The 17,219-nt window shown below is 70.2% G+C and carries 18 protein-coding genes and 1 tRNA gene; 9 read left to right on the top strand and 10 right to left on the bottom strand.

Annotated features, from left to right (window positions below):
* Window positions 1-84: 84 nt before the first annotated feature.
* From ACZ63F_RS28400 to ACZ63F_RS28385, 4 genes are all read right to left on the bottom strand, one after another.
* Entirely contained in the window at window positions 85-903 is an 819-nt protein-coding gene (locus ACZ63F_RS28400) for a triphosphoribosyl-dephospho-CoA synthase (RefSeq protein WP_469714942.1), read from the bottom strand.
* A 10-nt stretch (window positions 904-913) separates the two neighbouring features.
* Entirely contained in the window at window positions 914-1,132 is a 219-nt protein-coding gene (locus ACZ63F_RS28395; protein ID WP_469714938.1) for a hypothetical protein, read from the bottom strand.
* Between the two features lie 99 nt (window positions 1,133-1,231).
* Window positions 1,232-1,807 carry a GNAT family N-acetyltransferase gene (locus ACZ63F_RS28390; protein ID WP_469714935.1) on the bottom strand — a complete coding sequence of 192 codons (576 nt, stop codon included), beginning with the start codon at window positions 1,805-1,807 and terminating at the stop codon, window positions 1,232-1,234.
* Window positions 1,808-1,845: 38 nt separating this feature from the next.
* On the bottom strand, window positions 1,846-2,295 hold the full coding sequence (locus tag ACZ63F_RS28385; protein ID WP_469714932.1) for an ATP-binding protein: 450 nt from the start codon (window positions 2,293-2,295) through the stop codon (window positions 1,846-1,848).
* A 263-nt stretch (window positions 2,296-2,558) separates the two neighbouring features.
* Here ACZ63F_RS28385 and ACZ63F_RS28380 point away from each other — a divergent pair, with 263 nt between their 5' ends.
* From ACZ63F_RS28380 to ACZ63F_RS28340, 9 genes are all read left to right on the top strand, one after another.
* Window positions 2,559-3,428 (top strand): hypothetical protein, encoded by an 870-nt coding sequence (locus ACZ63F_RS28380; protein WP_469714930.1) that lies wholly within the window; start codon window positions 2,559-2,561, stop codon window positions 3,426-3,428.
* A 296-nt stretch (window positions 3,429-3,724) separates the two neighbouring features.
* Entirely contained in the window at window positions 3,725-4,465 is a 741-nt protein-coding gene (locus ACZ63F_RS28375; protein ID WP_469715189.1) for a YcnI family copper-binding membrane protein, read from the top strand.
* A gap of 113 nt (window positions 4,466-4,578) precedes the next feature.
* Window positions 4,579-5,235, top strand: coding sequence for an SCO family protein (locus ACZ63F_RS28370; protein WP_469714927.1), 657 nt, complete (start codon window positions 4,579-4,581; stop codon window positions 5,233-5,235).
* Complete coding sequence (locus ACZ63F_RS28365) at window positions 5,232-5,747, top strand: copper chaperone PCu(A)C (RefSeq protein WP_469714924.1); 516 nt, start codon at window positions 5,232-5,234, stop codon at window positions 5,745-5,747. Before ACZ63F_RS28370 ends, ACZ63F_RS28365 begins: the two co-directional genes overlap by 4 nt.
* A gap of 13 nt (window positions 5,748-5,760) precedes the next feature.
* Entirely contained in the window at window positions 5,761-7,776 is a 2,016-nt protein-coding gene (locus ACZ63F_RS28360; protein ID WP_469714921.1) for a copper resistance CopC/CopD family protein, read from the top strand.
* A gap of 8 nt (window positions 7,777-7,784) precedes the next feature.
* Window positions 7,785-9,065 (top strand): iron uptake transporter deferrochelatase/peroxidase subunit, encoded by a 1,281-nt coding sequence (gene efeB / locus ACZ63F_RS28355; RefSeq protein ID WP_469714919.1) that lies wholly within the window; start codon window positions 7,785-7,787, stop codon window positions 9,063-9,065.
* A gap of 134 nt (window positions 9,066-9,199) precedes the next feature.
* On the top strand, window positions 9,200-10,135 hold the full coding sequence (gene pheA, locus ACZ63F_RS28350; protein ID WP_469714917.1) for a prephenate dehydratase: 936 nt from the start codon (window positions 9,200-9,202) through the stop codon (window positions 10,133-10,135).
* Between the two features lie 530 nt (window positions 10,136-10,665).
* A complete protein-coding gene (gene serS / locus ACZ63F_RS28345; protein WP_351956874.1) occupies window positions 10,666-11,943 on the top strand; it encodes a serine--tRNA ligase in 1,278 nt (425 codons plus the stop codon).
* Window positions 11,940-12,737: an HAD family hydrolase gene (locus ACZ63F_RS28340; RefSeq protein WP_469714915.1), complete on the top strand. Its 798-nt coding sequence runs from the start codon at window positions 11,940-11,942 to the stop codon at window positions 12,735-12,737. Before serS ends, ACZ63F_RS28340 begins: the two co-directional genes overlap by 4 nt.
* Before the next feature lie 64 nt (window positions 12,738-12,801).
* On the opposite strand, the gene ACZ63F_RS28335 is transcribed toward ACZ63F_RS28340, so the two are convergent.
* The 6 genes from ACZ63F_RS28335 to ACZ63F_RS28310 all read right to left on the bottom strand — a co-directional run bounded on the left by ACZ63F_RS28335 (window position 12,802) and on the right by ACZ63F_RS28310 (window position 16,977).
* A tRNA-Ser gene (locus ACZ63F_RS28335) sits at window positions 12,802-12,889 on the bottom strand.
* 279 nt (window positions 12,890-13,168) lie between these two features.
* Complete coding sequence (locus ACZ63F_RS28330) at window positions 13,169-13,387, bottom strand: SGM_3592 family protein (RefSeq protein ID WP_469714913.1); 219 nt, start codon at window positions 13,385-13,387, stop codon at window positions 13,169-13,171.
* Window positions 13,388-13,466: 79 nt separating this feature from the next.
* Window positions 13,467-14,186, bottom strand: a complete 720-nt coding sequence (locus tag ACZ63F_RS28325; RefSeq protein WP_093500942.1) for an ABC transporter permease subunit — start codon at window positions 14,184-14,186, stop codon at window positions 13,467-13,469.
* A 10-nt stretch (window positions 14,187-14,196) separates the two neighbouring features.
* A complete protein-coding gene (locus ACZ63F_RS28320; RefSeq protein ID WP_093500940.1) occupies window positions 14,197-15,108 on the bottom strand; it encodes an ABC transporter ATP-binding protein in 912 nt (303 codons plus the stop codon).
* Window positions 15,105-16,010 (bottom strand): ABC transporter permease subunit, encoded by a 906-nt coding sequence (locus tag ACZ63F_RS28315; protein ID WP_469714910.1) that lies wholly within the window; start codon window positions 16,008-16,010, stop codon window positions 15,105-15,107. Before ACZ63F_RS28315 ends, ACZ63F_RS28320 begins: the two co-directional genes overlap by 4 nt.
* The gene (locus ACZ63F_RS28310) at window positions 16,000-16,977 is read right to left on the bottom strand and encodes an ABC transporter ATP-binding protein (protein WP_352365755.1); all 978 of its coding nucleotides are present in this window, start codon (window positions 16,975-16,977) and stop codon (window positions 16,000-16,002) included. The genes ACZ63F_RS28315 and ACZ63F_RS28310 overlap by 11 nt, the downstream gene beginning before the upstream one ends.
* Between the last annotated feature and the right edge of the window lie 242 nt (window positions 16,978-17,219).

Below are 17,219 nucleotides of genomic sequence, written 5' to 3'. Positions count from 1 at the left end.
ACATGGCCGGGTACCTGGGAGGGTGCCCGGCCATCGTTGCGTTCTGCGGGTGGGTGGGGGCTGGTCGCGCAGTTCCCCGCGCCCCTAGGCAGGGATCGGCAACGCGTCCAGGAAGAGAGCTCCGGCCAGCAGGCCCGCGCTGCCGCGCGGGCTCCAGCCTTTCTCGTGCAGGCCTGCGTCAAGGTTTCGGAGCGCCTCCGCGCCCGCCTCTGTCGCCGTGCCGCCCGCCTCCAGTACATCCCGCGCGCCTGCCTGGACCTGGCGCAGGCCCAGCGGGCCCGCGGTGTAGAGGAGTTCGGTGTCCTGGAGGGTGGACATCACGGTGAGCAAGGCGTCCAGGCGGGCCTGGTTCTCGGTGGCGCCCGCGGTGCGGGCCGCGGTGAGGGCGTCCAGGGCCCTGCGCACGTGCGGGAATCCGGCCCGGGCCTCGCCCCGGGCACCGGCCGCGCCGTACTTGACGGAGATCGACGAACCCCGGGAGGGGCGCTTGGGGGCGCCCTTGTCGTTGAACGCGGCGATCTTCCGCGCGTTCAGGGCGATCTCGCGGGCCTTGGCGCGGGGGTCCAGGGCGACCGCGGCGACCAGGAAGCCGAGGGCCCACAGGGCGCCCTTGTGGCCGCCGCCGGCCAGGCCGACCGAGTGCTCGGTGCACCGGCCGATCGCGCCGAGTTCCGCCCGCAGCACCGGTGTGGCTTCGCCGGTACGGCGGGCGGAGGCGGCCATCGCCGCGAGGCCCGGCACCAGCGCCCTGGCCGACCAGCGCAGCCTGTCGTGCTCCCGGCGCGTACTGCGGGCGTCCAGGTCACGCGGGTCGGGCAGGCCCGGCTTGGGGGCCAGGGCCAGCTGACCGGTGAGCGCGGCCACGGCGGCCTGGGCCAGCGCGTCGTCCTCGCGACTTGTCATGTCCCGTACCTTACGAGGAGGCGGAGGCCGAAGGGGAGGCGCTGCCGGTCGCACCGGCGCCGGACGCGTCGGCTCCGGTCGCATCGGTGTCCGTCGTGGCGGTGTCCGTCGTGGCGGCGAAGGCCGACTGGAAGCCGGCGACCGCGAGGCCGCCGGCCGCCAGCGTGCCGCCGGAGACCGCGAGGGCACGGCGGCGGGTGCTCGACGTGTTCCTGTGGTTTCCCGTCATGGCCGACGAAGCTAAGGACGCCGTTTGTCAGGGGCATGGGCGGAGGCTGGCAACGGCCTGTGAACGCCCAGGAGGCTGAACCGGTCGGGAAGCCACTGGTCACAGCGCCGGGGCGCGGTCGTGCAGGATCCGCTGGAACAGCCTGCTGTCCCGCCATTCTCCATTGATGTGCAGATACTGCGGGGCATCCCCGATGGTCTCGAACCCGCATTTCTTCAGCACGCGTTGGGACGTCGTGTTCTCGATCAGCGTGGACGCCTCGATCCGGTGAAGTCCCATCACATCCCGGGCGATCTCGCAGACCCGCTCCAGGGCGGCGGTGGCCAGACCGCGGCCCTGTTGATCACCGGCCACCCAATAGCCGACGTAAGAACTGCAGAAAGGACCGAGGGAAATCCCGGAAAGGGTGATCGCCCCGACGATCCGGCCGTCCTCGGCCGCCTCCATGAGGCAGGGGGCCACGAGGCCGTCCGCGGCCTGCCCGAGCAGGCCTTCGATGCGTTCGGCCTGGCCGTCGACGGTGAAGAAGGACTCGGGTCTGACCGGTTCCCAGGGTTCCAGATGACGTCTGCTGCCGACGTATGCGGCGCACAGCGCTTTCGCGTCGCCGACGGCTATGGGACGCAATATCACGCCGGGGATGAGCTGGCTTTCTTTAATCTTTCTGAGAATCATGCGCGCACCCTAGCGCGGGTGTTATGCCGGGGCGAGAGTCATGCCGAAAGCAGGGAAGGATCTTTCTTCCACTTGAGAATCTTGTCGAAGCTGACCACGGTGCCGCCGCGGCCGGGCTTGTTGCCGATGTGGACGTGGTCCGCGAGTTCTCTGATGAGACAGAGGCCTCTCCCGTTCTCGGCGTCGGGACGGGCGGGCCTGATGTCCTGGGTGCGGGCGAACCCCGGCGCGAGCCCCGGTCCCGAATCGGCCACCTCGATACGGCACTTCTCGCCGTCCAGGTAGGCGGTGACCCGGTACGCCTCCGAGGTAGGGCCGACCCCGCCGTGTTCGACGGCGTTCGCACAGGCCTCGCTGAGGGCGACGGAGAGGTCGAAGGAGATGTCGGGGTCGACGCCCGCCGTCTCCATCGTGCCGATCAGCAGTCGGCGGGCTAGCGGCACGCTCGCGGCCTCACGCCGCAGATGGAGTGACCACCAGATGCTCATGCTCCAGCCTCCTGGCTGCGGCTCGACATACCGATACCTATTGCCACCCGTGCGCGGGTGTAAGCACTCCGTTCATGTGAGAACGCCCATCCGGGGGATGCGCGGGTGGAGGTTTCGGTGTATGAGCGGGCGGTTCGCCACAAGGATGATCTTTCGGCTTTTTTTCTCGATCACCGTCCAGGGCGCAACGGAAACTTCGTGTAAAGGAATCTTCCGGACCTGACGTAAGACGGGTGCGGGTCCAGTGCGATGATGAGCGCGCCATGACTGCCCCCCACCCGCGCGCGGCGCGCACCGGAAGCGGACTGCGGCTCCTGCGGGCCGCGGTGTTCGCCGCGCTGTGCGTCGTGCTGGCCGCGGCGGGGCACACTCTGGCCTCCTGCGCGACCGTCCCGCTGTGGACGCTCGGCGCGGGCTTCGTGGGCACTCTGGCGCTCGTCGCCCCGCTGACCGGCCGGGCCCGCTCGCTGCCGGGAATCGTGGCCCTGCTCGCGGTGGTGCAGACCGTCCTCCACACCCTGTTCGGTCTGGGTCAGCACGGCGGTTCCGCGATGTCCGGCGGCTCGATGTCCGGGTCGTCCATGTCGTCGATGCCGTCCATGTCGTCGATGTCCATGAGCGACGCCTCGCTGGTGGAGCGGGCCGCACGGCTGGTGTGCGGGGCCGGGGCCGCGCAGATCAGCCCCGCCCACGCCTACAAGATCCTCACGGACGCGCATCTCGGCACCTCGGCTCCGGCCACCGGCACGAGCGGGGCGGCCCATGCCGCGGACGCCACCGGGGCCTTCGGTTCACTGCTGCCCTCCGTGCCCATGCTGCTCGGACACGTTCTCGCGGCCGTCGTGGCCGGGTGGCTGCTGCGCCGGGGCGACCTGGCACTACTGCGGCTGATCCAGTTGTCGGCCGATTCGGCGCACGGGGTCGCCGAGGGGGCGCTGATCCGTGCCCTGCGCGGGGCGCTCGCGCTCGCGCGCGCCCTGTGCGCCGGGCTCGTGGCCGTGCCCGAGGCGCCCGCGCGTGGCCGTCGCAGCGCCTGGGACATACCGCCGGCCCCGCGCACCGTCGCACTCCAGCACTCCGTGATCCGGCGCGGGCCGCCGGTGGCCGCCGCCGTACTCGTTCTCGCTGCCTGACACGACGCGACCAGAGCACTCCCCCGGGTCTGCCCGGACCGGAGGGTCCTGCCGCCGTCGTGCGGCACGTGCGCGTGCGCTTTCCGACGGCCCCGTCCGATTTCCGGCTTCGGTGCTTCGGTGCTTCGGTGCTTCGTTGCTTCGTTGCTTCGTTGCTTCGTTGCTTCCGGCATCGGGTTTCGGGCTTTCGGGCTTTCGGGTTTCCACGCGCCCCCTCAACGACAGAACTCACTCGGAGTGGAGTGCTCCCTGCCATGAAGGCTTCCGTCATGACCGCCATGTCCGCCGTGTCCGCCATGAAGGCCTCGCGCGTCATCGCCGTCGCCGCCGTCACGGGTACGGCCGTACTGGCCGTCTCCTCGCCCGCGTTCGCGCACGTCAGCGTGCAGCCCGAGGGCACCGCCGCCAAGGGCGGTTACGCGGTCATCGACTTCAAGGTCCCCAACGAGCGCGACGACGCCTCGACCACCAAGGTCGAGGTCAACTTCCCCGCCGACCACCCGATCGCGTCCGTGATGCCGCAGCCGATGGCCGGCTGGAAGATCGACGTCACCAAGTCCAAGCTGGCCAAGCCGCTGGAGATGCACGGCGAGAAGATCGACCAGGCGGTCACCAAGGTCACCTGGACCGCCGAGGACAAGGGCATCGAGCCGGGCTACTTCCAGAAGTTCCCGCTCTCCGTGGGCGCCCTGCCCGAGAACACCGACGAACTGGTCTTCAAGGCCGTCCAGACGTACTCCAACAAGGAGGTCGTCCGGTGGATCGAGGTCCAGCAGAAGGGCCAGGACGAGCCGGAGAACCCGGCCCCGGTCCTCGCGCTGTCCGCCGCCACCGATGATCACCACGGCTCGACCACGGCCGAGGACACCGCGGCCAGCACCGAGGCCGCGGCATCTTCCGACGACTCCGGCTCCTCGAGCGGCACCGACACCACCGCCCGCGTCCTCGGCGTCGTCGGCATCGCCGTCGGCGCGGCCGGGGTCGCCTACGGCGTCCTCGCCGGCCGCCGCCGGTCCACCACCGGCACCGAGGCCTGAGTTCCGCGTCCGTAACGCGCACGGGGGGTCGTGCGACGCTGTGACAGCTGTCGGGCAGCTGTCGTACGGCCCCCCGGTGCGCGCCGGATCTCTCACATCTGGGACATTTTCGTATGCGCAAGAAGACGTTCGCCGCGGCCGCGCTGCTCGCCGCCGCCACCCTGACCCTCTCCGCCTGCGGCAGCGGCGACAACGACGCGAAGTCACCCGTCACCGTGGTCTCCGGGGACACCTCGAACAAGGCCGCGACCATCCTGGACACGCCGTTCGAGAAGCCCGACCTGGTGCTCACCGACACCCAGGGCAAGAAGTACGACCTGCGCGCGGAGACCAGGGGCAGGCCGACGCTGATCTACTTCGGCTACACGCACTGCCCCGACGTCTGCCCGCTGACCATGAACAACCTCGCGGTCGCCAAGAAGGCGCTGTCCAAGGCCGACCAGGCGAAGCTGCGGGTCGTGTTCGTCACCACCGACCCGGCCCGCGACACCCCCTCCGAGCTCGGCAAGTGGCTCAAGGGCATCGACCCGAGCTTCGTCGGGCTGACCGGCGACTTCGCCACCATCCAGGCCGGTGCCCGCACCCTCGGCATCTCCATCGAGCCGACCCACAAGGACAAGAAGACCGGCAAGGTCGTCTCGGTGCACGGTACCCAGGTCATCGCGTTCTCGCCGAAGACCGACGGCGGATACGTCCTGTACGGGGAGGACGCCACCGTCGACGACTACACCAAGGACCTCCCCAAGCTCATCAAGGGGGAGAACCCGTGAAGTCCGTGACGTCCGTGAACCCGGCGAGGCCCGGGAACCCCGGGAAACGCCTCGCCCTGACCGGGATAGCCGTCGCGGGGGCGCTCGCCCTCGCGGGGTGCGGCGGTTCGGGCTCTTCGGGAGCCTCGGGCTCCTCGGGGGCCGAGCTGTCCGTCCAGGCCTCCTACATGCCCCAGCCGGTCTCCGCCGACATGGCCGCCGGATTCCTGACGATCACCAACAAGGGCGGCACGAAGGACGAGCTCACCTCCGTCACCAGCGACTCCGCCGGTGAGATCACCATGCACGAGACCAACGGCGGGGCGATGGAGGAGGTCAACTCCTTCGAGGTGCCCGCCCACGGTCAACTCGTGTTCAAAAGTGGTGGCAACCATCTGATGTTCGAGAAGCTGAAGCACCGCCCGGAGCAGGGCGACACGATCACCTTGAAACTCACGTTCGCCGAATCCGGTCCGCTCACCGTCGAGATGCCGGTGAAGTCCGCCACGTACAACCCGTCGACCGGACACTGAGGGAGGACCGACCTTGATGCGGACCATCACCCCCCGCCTGCGCACCCTGGTGCTGCTGTTCCTCGCCGTCACCGGCGCGCTGCTGGCCGGCGCCAGGCCGGCCTCGGCGCACGCCGCGCTGACCGGCAGCGACCCCTCCCAGGGGGTGGTGGTCACCAAGGCGCCCGACCAGGTCTCGCTCACGTTCTCCGAGAACGTCTCGATGAACGACAACTCGATCCGGGTCCTCGACCCCCGGGGCAAGCGGGTGGACCTCGCCAAGCCCGGCAACCTGAGCGGGACGACGTACGGCGTGCAGCTCAAGAGCGGGCTGGGCAAGGGCACGTACACCGTCGCCTGGCAGGTCGTCTCGGCGGACAGCCACCCCGTCGCCGGCGCCTTCACCTTCTCCGTCGGGGCGCCCTCCAGGACCGTCGCCTCGGTCGGGGACCAGGAGGCGGGCGGCGGCGTCGTCGGCTGGCTCTACGGCTTCGGGCGGTACATGTCGTACGCCGGGTACATCGTGCTCGTCGGCGGCGCCGCCTTCGTCCTCGCCTGCTGGCAGCGCGGCTCCGGGGTGCGGGCGATGCAGCGTCTGGTCGTCGGCGGCTGGCTGACGCTCACCGCGGCCACCCTCTGGCTGCTGCTCCTGCGCGGCTCCTACACGACCTCCGGAAGCGTCGGCGACATCTTCGACCTGAACCTCCTCGGCCAGGTGCTGCAGACCAAGACCGGCGCGGCCCTGGTCTCCCGGCTGCTGCTGCTCGCGGCGGCCGCTCTCTTCATCGCCGTCCTGTTCGGCGCCTACGACAAGCGCGAGGACGACGAGAAGCGCGACCTGACCTTCGGGCTGGCCGTCGGCGGAACCGTCGTGGCCGCCGGGCTCGCGGCGAGCTGGGCCATGGCCGAGCACGCCTCCACCGGACTCCAGCCGGGCATCGCGATGCCGGTCGACGTCATCCACCTGCTCGCCGTCGCCACCTGGCTGGGCGGGCTCACGGCCCTGCTGGTCGCCCTCTACCGGGCGCCCGCCGACACGCCGGTCGAGTCCGCCGCCGTACAGCGCTTCTCCCGCGTCGCCTTCGGGTCTGTGCTCGCGCTGGTCGCCACCGGCATCTACCAGTCCTGGCGCCAGCTCGGCTCCTGGTCGGCGTTCACCGACACGGCCTACGGCGAGCTGCTGCTGGTCAAGATCGGGCTCGTGGCGCTGCTCGTCGGCATCGCGTCCATCTCGCGACGGTGGACGGGGCGGCTCGCGGCTGCGGGGGTGACGGAGACCGTCGAAGAGACCGTGGAGAAAGAGGCGGCGGAGGCGGCGGAGGAAGCGGAGACCAAGGAGACGGTCAAGGCGTCCGCCGCCACGAAGGAGGCCTCCGGCAAGGCCGCCAAGTCCGGCCCCGGTGTTTCCGCCGTCTCCGGCGGCACCGGCGTCTCCGGCAAGGCCACGGCTACCGACGAGGACCCAGGGCGCGCCGCCCAGCTCGCCCGGCAGCAGTCCGCCATGGAGACCGCCCGGCAGAAGCGGCTCCGGGACGCCGACCCGCACCGCTTCGGCCTGCGCCGCTCGGTGCTGGCCGAGGCCGGGGTCGCCGTCGCCCTGCTCGCGGTCACGACCGTGCTGACGCAGACCGAGCCCGGCCGTACCGAGCAGGACGCCAAGGCCGCCACCGCGCCCGCCTCGTCCTCCTCCACGTCGAACTCGTCCTCGGGCGCGCTGACCCTCGACATGTCCTTCGACACCGGCGGCAAGGACGGCAAGGGCGTCGTCCGCGTCGACCTGGACCCCGCGTCCGTCGGCAGCAACGAGATGCACGTCTACGTCCAGCGTCCCAACGGCCGGGCCTTCGACATCCCCGAGGTGAAGGTCGCCTTCACCCTCGACGCCAAGAAGCTCGGGCCGATTCCCGTGAACCCCGACCACATCACCACCGGACACTGGGCGGCCAACGGGGTGCAGATCCCCATCGCCGGCGACTGGAAGGTCTCCGTCACCGTGCGGACCTCCGACATCGACCAGGTGACCGTCTCCAAGAGCGCGCAGATCGGCTGAACCGCACCATGCCCGAACAGTCCCAGTCCGTCACCGAGGACCGCACCGCAGCCGCCGAGGCGCCCCCGGCCGGGGGCGTCAGCCGGCGCGCCCTGCTCGGCACCGCCGGAGCCACCGGACTCGTACTCGGCGCCACGGGCGCCGGCGTCGGCTACGCGGCCGCCCCCACCCAGGCCGTCCCGCTCAGCTCGGTCGGATCCGACCGGGCGATGTTTCACGGGAAACATCAGCCGGGCATCACCGAGGGCCTCCAGGCGCGCGGCCATCTCGTCGCCTTCGACCTGGCGGCGGGCGCGGGCCGTACCGAGGCCGCCGCGCTGCTGCGCCGCTGGTCGACGACGGCCGAGCGGCTGATGGCGGGCGAGCCGATGACGCAGGACGACACCGACGTGGCCCGCGATGCGGGTCCCTCGGCGCTGACGGTCACCTTCGGCTTCGGCAACAGCTTCTTCACCCGTACCGGCCTGGAGAAACAACGGCCCTCCTCGCTGGACCCGCTGCCCGACTTCTCCTCGGACCACCTCGACAGGTCGCGCAGCAACGGCGACCTGTGGGTGCAGATCGGCGCCGACGACGCCCTGGTCGCCTTCCACGCCCTGCGGGCGATACAGAAGGACGCGGGCAGCGCCGCGAAGGTCCGCTGGCAGATGAACGGCTTCAACCGCACCCCGGGCGCCACCGCGCACCCCATGACGGCCCGCAACCTCATGGGCCAGCTGGACGGCACCCGCAATCCCAAGCCGACGGACTCGGACTTCGACCGGCGGATCTTCGTGCCGGCCAGCGGTTCGAGCGACCCCGCGTGGATGGCGAACGGCTCCTACGCCGTCGTACGCCGGATCCGCATGCTCCTCGACGACTGGGAGAAGCTGTCGCTCGCGGCCCAGGAGAACGTGATCGGACGGAAGAAGTCGAACGGGGCGCCGCTGACCGGGGGCACCGAGACGACGGCGATGGACCTGGAGAAGGCCAGGGCGGACGGGGAGTACGTCGTCCCGGTCAACGCGCACGCCCGGATCACCCGGCCCGACCAGAACGGGGGCGCGGCGATCCTGCGGCGCCCGTTCTCGTACCACGACGGCATCGACGCGGACGGGACACCGGACGCGGGGCTGCTCTTCGTCTGCTGGCAGGCGGATCCGCTGCGCGGGTTCGTGCCGCTGCAGCGGAAACTGGACCGTGGGGACGCGCTCTCGCAGTACATCCGGCACGAGGCGAGCGGCCTGTTCGCGGTGCCGGGCGGTGCTGCCGCCGGGGAGTATGTCGGGCAGCGGCTGCTGGAGGGGTGACATCCGCCTGCCGCAGCGATACCAGAGTGGTTTCTGATCACTATTGGTGCATTTCCGGGTTTCAAACCACCCGGTCGAGTGGATCCGATGAGACAAGTGAGCCGCGTCTCCCTGCGCCCATTAGGGTGAGGGACATGCCAGCGAGCTATGCGTATCTCGGTCCCGAAGGCACCTTCACCGAAGTCGCCCTGCGCACGCTTCCGGAGGCCGCCACCCGGGAGCTCATCCCGTACGTCTCCGTGCAGTCCGCGCTGGACGCCGTACGCAACGGTGAGGCCGAGGCCGCGTTCGTGCCGATCGAGAACTCCGTCGAGGGCGGGGTCACCACGACCCTCGACGAACTGGTCGCGGGCAAGCCGCTGATGATCTACCGCGAGGTGCTGCTGTCGATCACCTTCGCGCTGCTGGTCCGACCCGGCACCAAGCTCTCCGAGATCAAGACGGTCACCGCCCATCCGGTCGCCCAGCCGCAGGTCCGCAACTGGCTGCGGGCCCACCTCCCGGACGCCGTCTGGGAGTCCGCCGCCTCGAACGCGGACGGTGCCCGCCTGGTCCAGGAGGGCCGTTACGACGCGGCCTTCGCGGGTGAGTTCGCGGCCGAGCGGTACGGCCTGGAGGCCCTGGAGACCGGGATCCACGACGCGGAGAACGCGCAGACCCGGTTCGTCCTGGTCGGGCGCCCGGCCCGGCCCGCGGCCCCGACCGGCGCGGACAAGACGTCGGTCGTGCTCTGGCAGAACGACGACCACCCCGGCGGGCTCCGTGACCTGCTCGGCGAGTTCGCCACCCGGGGCATCAACCTCATGCTGCTGCAGTCCCGGCCGACCGGCGCCGGCATCGGCAACTACTGCTTCTGCATCGACGCCGAGGGCCACATCTCCGACCGGCGGGTGGCGGAGGCCCTGATGGGGCTGAAGCGGATCTGCCGCCAGGTGCGGTTCCTGGGGTCCTACCCGCGGGCGGACGTCGCGCCGGGCGAGACCGTGGGGCCCACACTGCCGGGGACGTCGGACGAGGAGTTCGTGGCGGCCTCGGACTGGGTGGCGCGCTGCCAGGACGGCCGTTTCTAGCCGGTCGTACGCTCATATCTTCGTTATCCACAGGGGTTATCCACAGGTGCCCATCTCGACCTGGGGACAAGTCGACAGTGACGCGTGAGTCTGTCGACAAATCGGCCTACGGGCCGTCGGCGCGGCTCCGCCCGCCCGCATCACCCTTCGTCCACTCGTTTCCCATGGTTCATCTTTTGGAGCGACGCCTTTCCACTCGAAAGAGGGTGTTGCCCCGGTTTGATGTGGGAATTCCTCTCTTCACGCGCCGCTCGCGGAGTGATCAATTCCGGAGTCCACACGTCATCCACACACCCTGTGGATAACTCTCGGGAGGGTGTGGATTCCTGTGGACAACCGCGCCTGCAAGTCCCGGTCTCCACAAGGGAATCCAGTCAACCGCGGGCCGCACGCCTGCCCCGTCCCGGGGAGTGAGACACTTTTTATTGACACGCTCGGCAATTCCCCCATAACGGAACGTAAGCCGCGATTCGGAACACGTATGAATAGTGATTCGTGGGCGGCAACCCCGCACCGGTAGCCTTGGCTCCGTGATTGACCTTCGCCTGCTCCGTGAGGACCCCGACCGTGTGCGCGCGTCCCAGCGCGCCCGTGGAGAGGACGTCGCGCTCGTCGACGCCCTCCTCTCCGCCGACGAGCGGCGCAGGTCCTCCGGCGTCCGCTTCGACGAGCTGCGCAACGAGCAGAAGTCGCTCGGCAAGCTCATCCCCAAGGCCTCCGGTGACGAGAAGGCCGAGCTGCTGAAGAAGGCCGGCCAGCTCGCCGCCGACGTCAAGGCCGCCGACGCCGAGCGCGACGCGGCCGACGCCGAGACCCAGGAGCTGCTGCTCCGGCTCGGCAACCTCGTCCACCCCGACGTGCCCGTCGGCGGCGAGGAGGACTTCGTCACCCTCGAGGAGCACGGCACGATCCGGGACTTCGGCGCCGAGGGCTTCGAGCCCAAGGACCACCTGGAGCTGGGCCAGCTGCTCGGCGCGATCGACGTCGAGCGCGGCGCCAAGGTCTCCGGCTCCCGCTTCTACTTCCTGACCGGTGTCGGCGCCCTGCTGGAGCTGGCGCTCGTCAACGCGGCGATCGCGCAGGCCACCGAGGCCGGCTTCACGCCGATGCTGACCCCGGCGCTGGTCCGTCCGCAGTCCATGGCGGGCACCGGCTTCCTCGGCCAGGCGGCCCAGGACGTCTACCACCTCGACAAGGACGACCTCTACCTGGTCGGCACGTCCGAGGTCCCGCTCGCCGCGTACCACATGGACGAGATCATCGAAGCGGAGCGCCTGCCCCTCCGCTACGCCGGCTTCTCCCCCTGCTTCCGCCGCGAGGCCGGCTCGCACGGCAAGGACACCAAGGGCATCTTCCGTGTCCACCAGTTCGACAAGGTGGAGATGTTCTCCTACGTCGCCCCCGAGGACTCGGAGGCGGAGCACCAGCGGCTGCTGGCCTGGGAGAAGCAGTGGCTGACCTCGCTGGAGCTGCCGTTCCGCGTCATCGACGTCGCCACCGGCGACCTCGGCGCCTCGGCCGCCCGCAAGTTCGACTGCGAGGCGTGGATCCCGACCCAGGGCAAGTACCGCGAGCTGACCTCGACGTCGGACTGCACCGAGTTCCAGTCCCGCCGGCTGTCCATCCGGGTCCGCGACGGCAAGCAGGTCAAGCCGCTGGCCACGCTCAACGGCACCCTGTGCGCCGTACCGCGCACCATCGTGGCGATCCTGGAGAACCACCAGCAGGCCGACGGCTCGGTGTACGTGCCCGAGGTGCTGCGCCCGTACCTGGGCGGCCGGGAGGTCCTGGAGCCGGTGTCCCGGTGAGCTTCCCCTACGGGCTCATCGCCACCGACCTCGACGGGACGCTGCTGCGCTCCGACGAGTCGGTCTCCCCGCGCACCCGTGAAGCGCTCGCCGCGGCCACCGCGGCGGGCGCCGCGCACATCGTCGTCACCGGCCGCGGGGTCCCCTGGACCCGGCACATCCTCGACGACCTCGGCTACGACGGCCTCGCCGTCTGCGGCCAGGGGGCGCAGGTGTACGACGCCGGAGCGCATCGCCTCCTCACCTCCGTGACACTGGACCGGCAGCTGGCCGGGGTCGCCCTCGCGAAGATCGAGGCGGAGGTCGGCCCGCTGCACCTGGCGGCGAGCCGTGACGGCCTCGACGGCGACGTGCTGGTGGGGCCGGGGTACGCGGTGACGGGCCACCTCCCGTCGATCCCCTTCACGGACGTGGCCGACCTCTGGGCGGCGCCTCTGAACAAGATCTACATACAGCACCCACAGCTGTCCGACGACGAGCTCGCGGAAGCGGCCCGGCAGGCGGCCGGAGGCTTCGTCACGGTGGCCATGGCGGGCGAGGGCATCGTGGAACTGCTCCCCCTCGGTCTTTCGAAGGCGACGGGTCTCTCCCTGGCCGCGCGTCGCCTGGGCCTCAAGTCCGCCGACACGATCGCCTTCGGTGACATGCCGAACGACATCCCGATGTTCGCCTGGGCGGCTCGGGGAGTGGCCATGGCCAACGCCCATGAGGAGCTGAAGGCTGTGGCCCACGAGGTGACGTCTTCCAACGAGGAGGACGGCATCGCGGTGGTGCTGGAGCAGTTGCTGGGATAAGCGCCGGGACCTTCTTGACCAGCCCCAGCCCGGCCCTGTCGGCCAGGTCTCAGTACAACGTCTGCGGAGGATGCACGGATCGAACGTGCGCGGGCTTTCCAGGCCCGACCACGGCTTAGCAAGCCGGTGCCTTACCACTCGGCCAATCCTCCGGGTGGGCGGCCCACGCGAGAGCGACCATCGCGTGCTCGAAGCGGCCGCCCCGGGCAGCTACACGGCGACCCGCCGACGGCTGCCCTGACGGGAGCGGGACGTACTGTCGTGCATGGACATCGTCCGGCTCCTCTCCCGGCTCATGGGCTGACACAACAACTGTGCCTTTGAGCCGAGTTGGCCGCCACTGATTAAAAAAGAGGCCCGCTGAGGCGCCCCTTGGGGGCGCGGGGAACTGCGCGACCGGCCCCCACCGGCCCGCAGTTCACAACGACGGCCTACCGCCGCCACCACTTGCGCCGGCCCTTGCTGAAGAACCACCCGGCAGGCGGCTCGTCCGACCGCCACGGCTGAGGTTCCGGCGCCTCCGCCCGCCACTTCGCGGCCAGCATCCGCGCTCGCGCGGACGGCTCCGACGCCCCCGCGGACCGTATGAACTCCTCGTCCAGGACGATGCCGTCCCACTCTGCGTCGGCGTCCCGGAAACCCTCGGCCATCCCCGTTCCTCTCCACGGAACATCCCCTTTGCCCAGTGTGCCCGGACCCGGGTGAAGCCCCCGTCAATAAAGCGGGCGTCTACTCCTCGCCCGCAAGCGTCAGTGAGCGCAGCTTCTGGCCGGCGTACCAGGTGGCCAGGACGGTCACCACGACCAGCAGCACCGTGCCCGTCGTCAGGGAGACGTCGGACGTGACCAGGTCGCCGCCGGTCACCTTGTGGGCGACCGCCAGGGACCACTGCTGGACGCTCAGCGTCCGCGCTCCGGGCACCAGGGAGCCGAACAGGGCCTCCCAGACCAGGGCGTAGACGAGCCCGAAGACCACGGCGTGCCGCGACACCGTGCCGAGCAGCAGGAAGAGCGCGGCGTAGGCGATGGAGGCGACCAGCGCGGCGACCGTGTAGGCGACGGCGATCTGCTGGCCGTTGCCGTTGAGGATGAATCCCGCGATCAACGTCGGAAGGGCCGAGAACACCATGGTCACGGCGATCGCCACGATCAGCTTGGTGAAGATGATCGTCGGGCGTTTGATCGGCTTGGACAGCAGGTACACCACCGATCCGTCGTCGATCTCCGGGCCGATCGCGCCGGTGCCGGCGATGACGCCGATGATCGGCACCATGGTGGCGAGCCCGAGGCCGCCGAGCAGGTCGGCGGCCGTCTGGTCGTCGGCGCCCGCGAGGCCGCGGACGACGACGGAGATCGCGATCAGCAGCAACGGCAGGGCGCCCAGGATGAGCGCCCGGCGGCGGCCTAGCAGGGCCCGGTAGGTGAGGCGGGCGACTGTGGGGTCGTACATCTTCGGCCTCCTACGCCGCGACCAGATACGAGAACACGGATTCGAGGGACTCGTCGGACGGCGAGACCGTGAGCAGCCGGATGCCGTGGTCGCGGGCGACCTTGGGCAGCAGGGCGGTGAAGCGGCCGAAGTCGACGGCCTGGATGCGCAGCGCGCCCTCGGCGAGGTCGACCTCGATGCCCGAGGTGGACGGGTCGGCGATGAGGGCGGCCGCGAGGGCGCGGTCGTCGCTGGAGCGGACCAGGTAGCGGTGCGGGCGGTCGGTCATCAGGCGGCGGATCTTGCGGAAGTCGCCGCTGGCCGCGTGCCGTCCGGCGACCACGACCTCGATGTGCCAGGCGAGCTGCTCGACCTCCTCGAGGATGTGGGAGGAGAACAGGACCGTGCGGCCCTCGTCGCCCATCCGCCGCAGCAGTTCCATGAGCTGCATGCGCTGGCGCGGGTCCATGCCGTTGAAGGGCTCGTCGAGGAGGAGCAGCGAGGGGTCGTGGACCAGGGCGGACGCCATCTTCACGCGCTGGCGCATGCCCTTGGAGTACGTCGAGATCTTGCGGTCCTGCGCGTACTCCATCTCGACCGTGGCGAGGGCCTTCTGGGCGGCCTTGGCGCCGAGGCCGTGCAACTCGGCGTTGGCGACGACGAATTCGCGGCCGGTGAGGAAGTCGTACATCGCCTCGCGCTCGGGAACGATGCCGATGTGCCGGTAGATGGCCTCGTTGCGCCAGGTCGGCTGCCCGTCGAGGGTGACCGTGCCGGTGGAGGGGGCGAGGAAACCGCCCATCATGTTGATGAGGGTGGACTTTCCGGCGCCGTTGGGGCCGAGGAGGCCGGTGACGCCGGGGCCGATGGTCATGGTGATGTCGTTGACGGCGACCACGTTGCCGAACCAGCGGGAGACGTGGTCGATGGAGAGCGTGGTCACAGTCCCACCTTCTTGTAGCGGCGCAGCAGAAGGCCGTAGCAGGCGGCGATCAGGCCGAGGACGACGAGCAGGTACACGGCGCCCTGGGCGTGGGAGGGGCCGTCGCCGCCCGGGAAGGTGTTGGTGCCGCCGAGCAGGGCGGTGCTCAGGCCGCCGATCAGGGTGACCGGCGAGAACAGGCCGATCCACGGGATGGCGCCGGTGCTGCCCTGGGAGTCGGCGATGGCCTGGAGGGTGGAGACCGCGCCGTAGGAGATGGTCAGCACGGCGATCACGGCGGCGATGCCGAAGCCGCGGCGCGGGGTGACCGACGCGATGACCAGGCCGATGCCGGCGAAGAGGAGGGAGAGCAGGGCCACCGATACCAGCCCCTGGCCGAACCCCTTGGTCTGGTGGCCGAAGTCCATCTTGGAGAGCAGGGCGCCCAGGTACAGCACGACCAGCGGGGCGCCGGTCAGGATGAACATCGCGGAGGCGAGGGCCGCGAACTTGGCCTGGACGTAGTCGGCGGTCTCGATGGGCCGCGAGAAGTACAGCGGGATGGTCTTGAAGCGCAGGTCGCGGGAGACCGCCTGGGGGGCCTGCGAGGCGACGTACAGGCTGATGACGGCCTGCATGATGATCGCGTACCGCGTGTAGGTGACCGGCAGGTCGTGCGCCTTGGTGGCGACGGCGACGGCGACCATGATGGCCGCCGGCACGCACATCACCGCGAACAGCAGCATCGGCAGCACCTTGGACTTCACCGAGCGGCCGAGGCCGTAGGAGCCGCGCAGGGTCTGCGAGTACAGGGACAGGCGGGCGTACCCGCGGCCGAGGCGCGGGCCGTCGTAGCCGCGGTAGCCGATGTCGTGGATGCGGGACTGGTCGCCCGGTCCCGCGATGGGCTGGTCAACCGCCATGGACGGTCGCCTCCTTCCGCTGCTCGTCGTCCCGCTGCTCGTCGCTGGTGAAGACCTCGGAGATGTGGTGCCGGCGCTGCTCCATGCGCACCAGGCCGAGCCCGAGGTCGGCGACGACGTCGCGGACGAGGTCGTAGGTCTCCTCGCCCTGGGCGGTGAGCAGGAGGATGTGGCCGGCGCCGGGGAGGCCGCCGCCCTCGTTGTCCGTCTCCACCCCGCGCGCGTGGAGCGCGTCGCGGACCGCGCGGGTGCCGTCCGGGTGCTCGTCGCTGTCGGTGACCTCGATGGCGAGGGTGGTCGTGGACTGGGTGAAGTCGGTGGTGGAGCTGGAGCGCAGCAGCTTGCCGCCGTCGACGACGACCACGTGGTCGCAGGTGCGTTCCAGTTCGCCGAGCAGGTGCGAGGTGACCAGGACCGAGATGCCGAAGTCGGTGTGGATGCGACGGATCAGGCCGAGCATCTCGTCGCGGCCGACCGGGTCGAGCCCGTTGGTCGGCTCGTCGAGGAAGACCAGCTGTGGGTCGTGCACCAGGGCCTGGGCGAGCTTCACGCGCTGCTTCATGCCGGTGGAGTAGCCGCCGATGGGGCGGTACCGCTCCTCGTAGAGCCCGACGTGGCGCAGGGTGTCGGCGGTGCGCTCGCGGGCGGCGGCGGGCGGCAGGCCGGACATGCGGGCCATGTGCACGACGAACTCGGTGGCCGAGACGTCGGGCGGCAGGCAGTCGTGCTCCGGCATGTAGCCCACGCGCTCGCGGATGGCGGCGCCCTTGGTCGCGACGTCGAGGCCGAGCACTTCGGCGCGGCCCTCGGTCGCGGGGGACAGACCCAGCAGGATCTTGATCAGGGTGGACTTGCCGGCGCCGTTGGCTCCGACGAGCCCGGTCACACCGGGTCCGATGTCCACGGACAGCCGGTCGAGCGCGGTCACCCGGGGGAACCGCTTGCTCAGGCTTTCGGTCGCGATCACAGTCACGCCATAGAAGGTAGTGACCCGCGCCACTGAGGTCGTCAGACCCTGGAGCCGTCTTCACATCACTCTCGAGTATTACGGGGCCCTAGGGGATCCCCTGCCTGAGAGCTACTCAGAGTTATCCACAGGCCTTGCCTCGCCTATTGACGTCGCCTCTAACAACTGTCACATTCACCAGTGTCAAGTTACGGGCACGTACCGCAGTCGACGAAGACGCGGGCGGGGACGGGCGGGGCGGG

This window comes from Streptomyces sp. NPDC104761, from assembly GCF_055583445.1.
This window is presented reverse-complemented; position numbering and strand designations above follow the sequence as displayed.

Excerpts from the sequence above, each read along its gene's own strand:
- ACZ63F_RS28400 (WP_469714942.1), bottom strand. The coding sequence starts at position 903 with ATGACAAGTCGCGAGGACGACGCGCTGGCCCAGGCCGCCGTGGCCGCG.
- ACZ63F_RS28395 (WP_469714938.1), bottom strand. The coding sequence starts at position 1,132 with ATGACGGGAAACCACAGGAACACGTCGAGCACCCGCCGCCGTGCCCTC.
- ACZ63F_RS28390 (WP_469714935.1), bottom strand. The coding sequence starts at position 1,807 with ATGATTCTCAGAAAGATTAAAGAAAGCCAGCTCATCCCCGGCGTGATA.
- ACZ63F_RS28385 (WP_469714932.1), bottom strand. The coding sequence starts at position 2,295 with ATGAGCATCTGGTGGTCACTCCATCTGCGGCGTGAGGCCGCGAGCGTG.
- ACZ63F_RS28380 (WP_469714930.1), top strand. The coding sequence starts at position 2,559 with ATGACTGCCCCCCACCCGCGCGCGGCGCGCACCGGAAGCGGACTGCGG.
- ACZ63F_RS28375 (WP_469715189.1), top strand. The coding sequence starts at position 3,725 with ATGAAGGCCTCGCGCGTCATCGCCGTCGCCGCCGTCACGGGTACGGCC.
- ACZ63F_RS28370 (WP_469714927.1), top strand. The coding sequence starts at position 4,579 with ATGCGCAAGAAGACGTTCGCCGCGGCCGCGCTGCTCGCCGCCGCCACC.
- efeB (WP_469714919.1), top strand. The coding sequence starts at position 7,785 with ATGCCCGAACAGTCCCAGTCCGTCACCGAGGACCGCACCGCAGCCGCC.
- pheA (WP_469714917.1), top strand. The coding sequence starts at position 9,200 with ATGCCAGCGAGCTATGCGTATCTCGGTCCCGAAGGCACCTTCACCGAA.
- ACZ63F_RS28330 (WP_469714913.1), bottom strand. The coding sequence starts at position 13,387 with ATGGCCGAGGGTTTCCGGGACGCCGACGCAGAGTGGGACGGCATCGTC.
- ACZ63F_RS28325 (WP_093500942.1), bottom strand. The coding sequence starts at position 14,186 with ATGTACGACCCCACAGTCGCCCGCCTCACCTACCGGGCCCTGCTAGGC.
- ACZ63F_RS28315 (WP_469714910.1), bottom strand. The coding sequence starts at position 16,010 with ATGGCGGTTGACCAGCCCATCGCGGGACCGGGCGACCAGTCCCGCATC.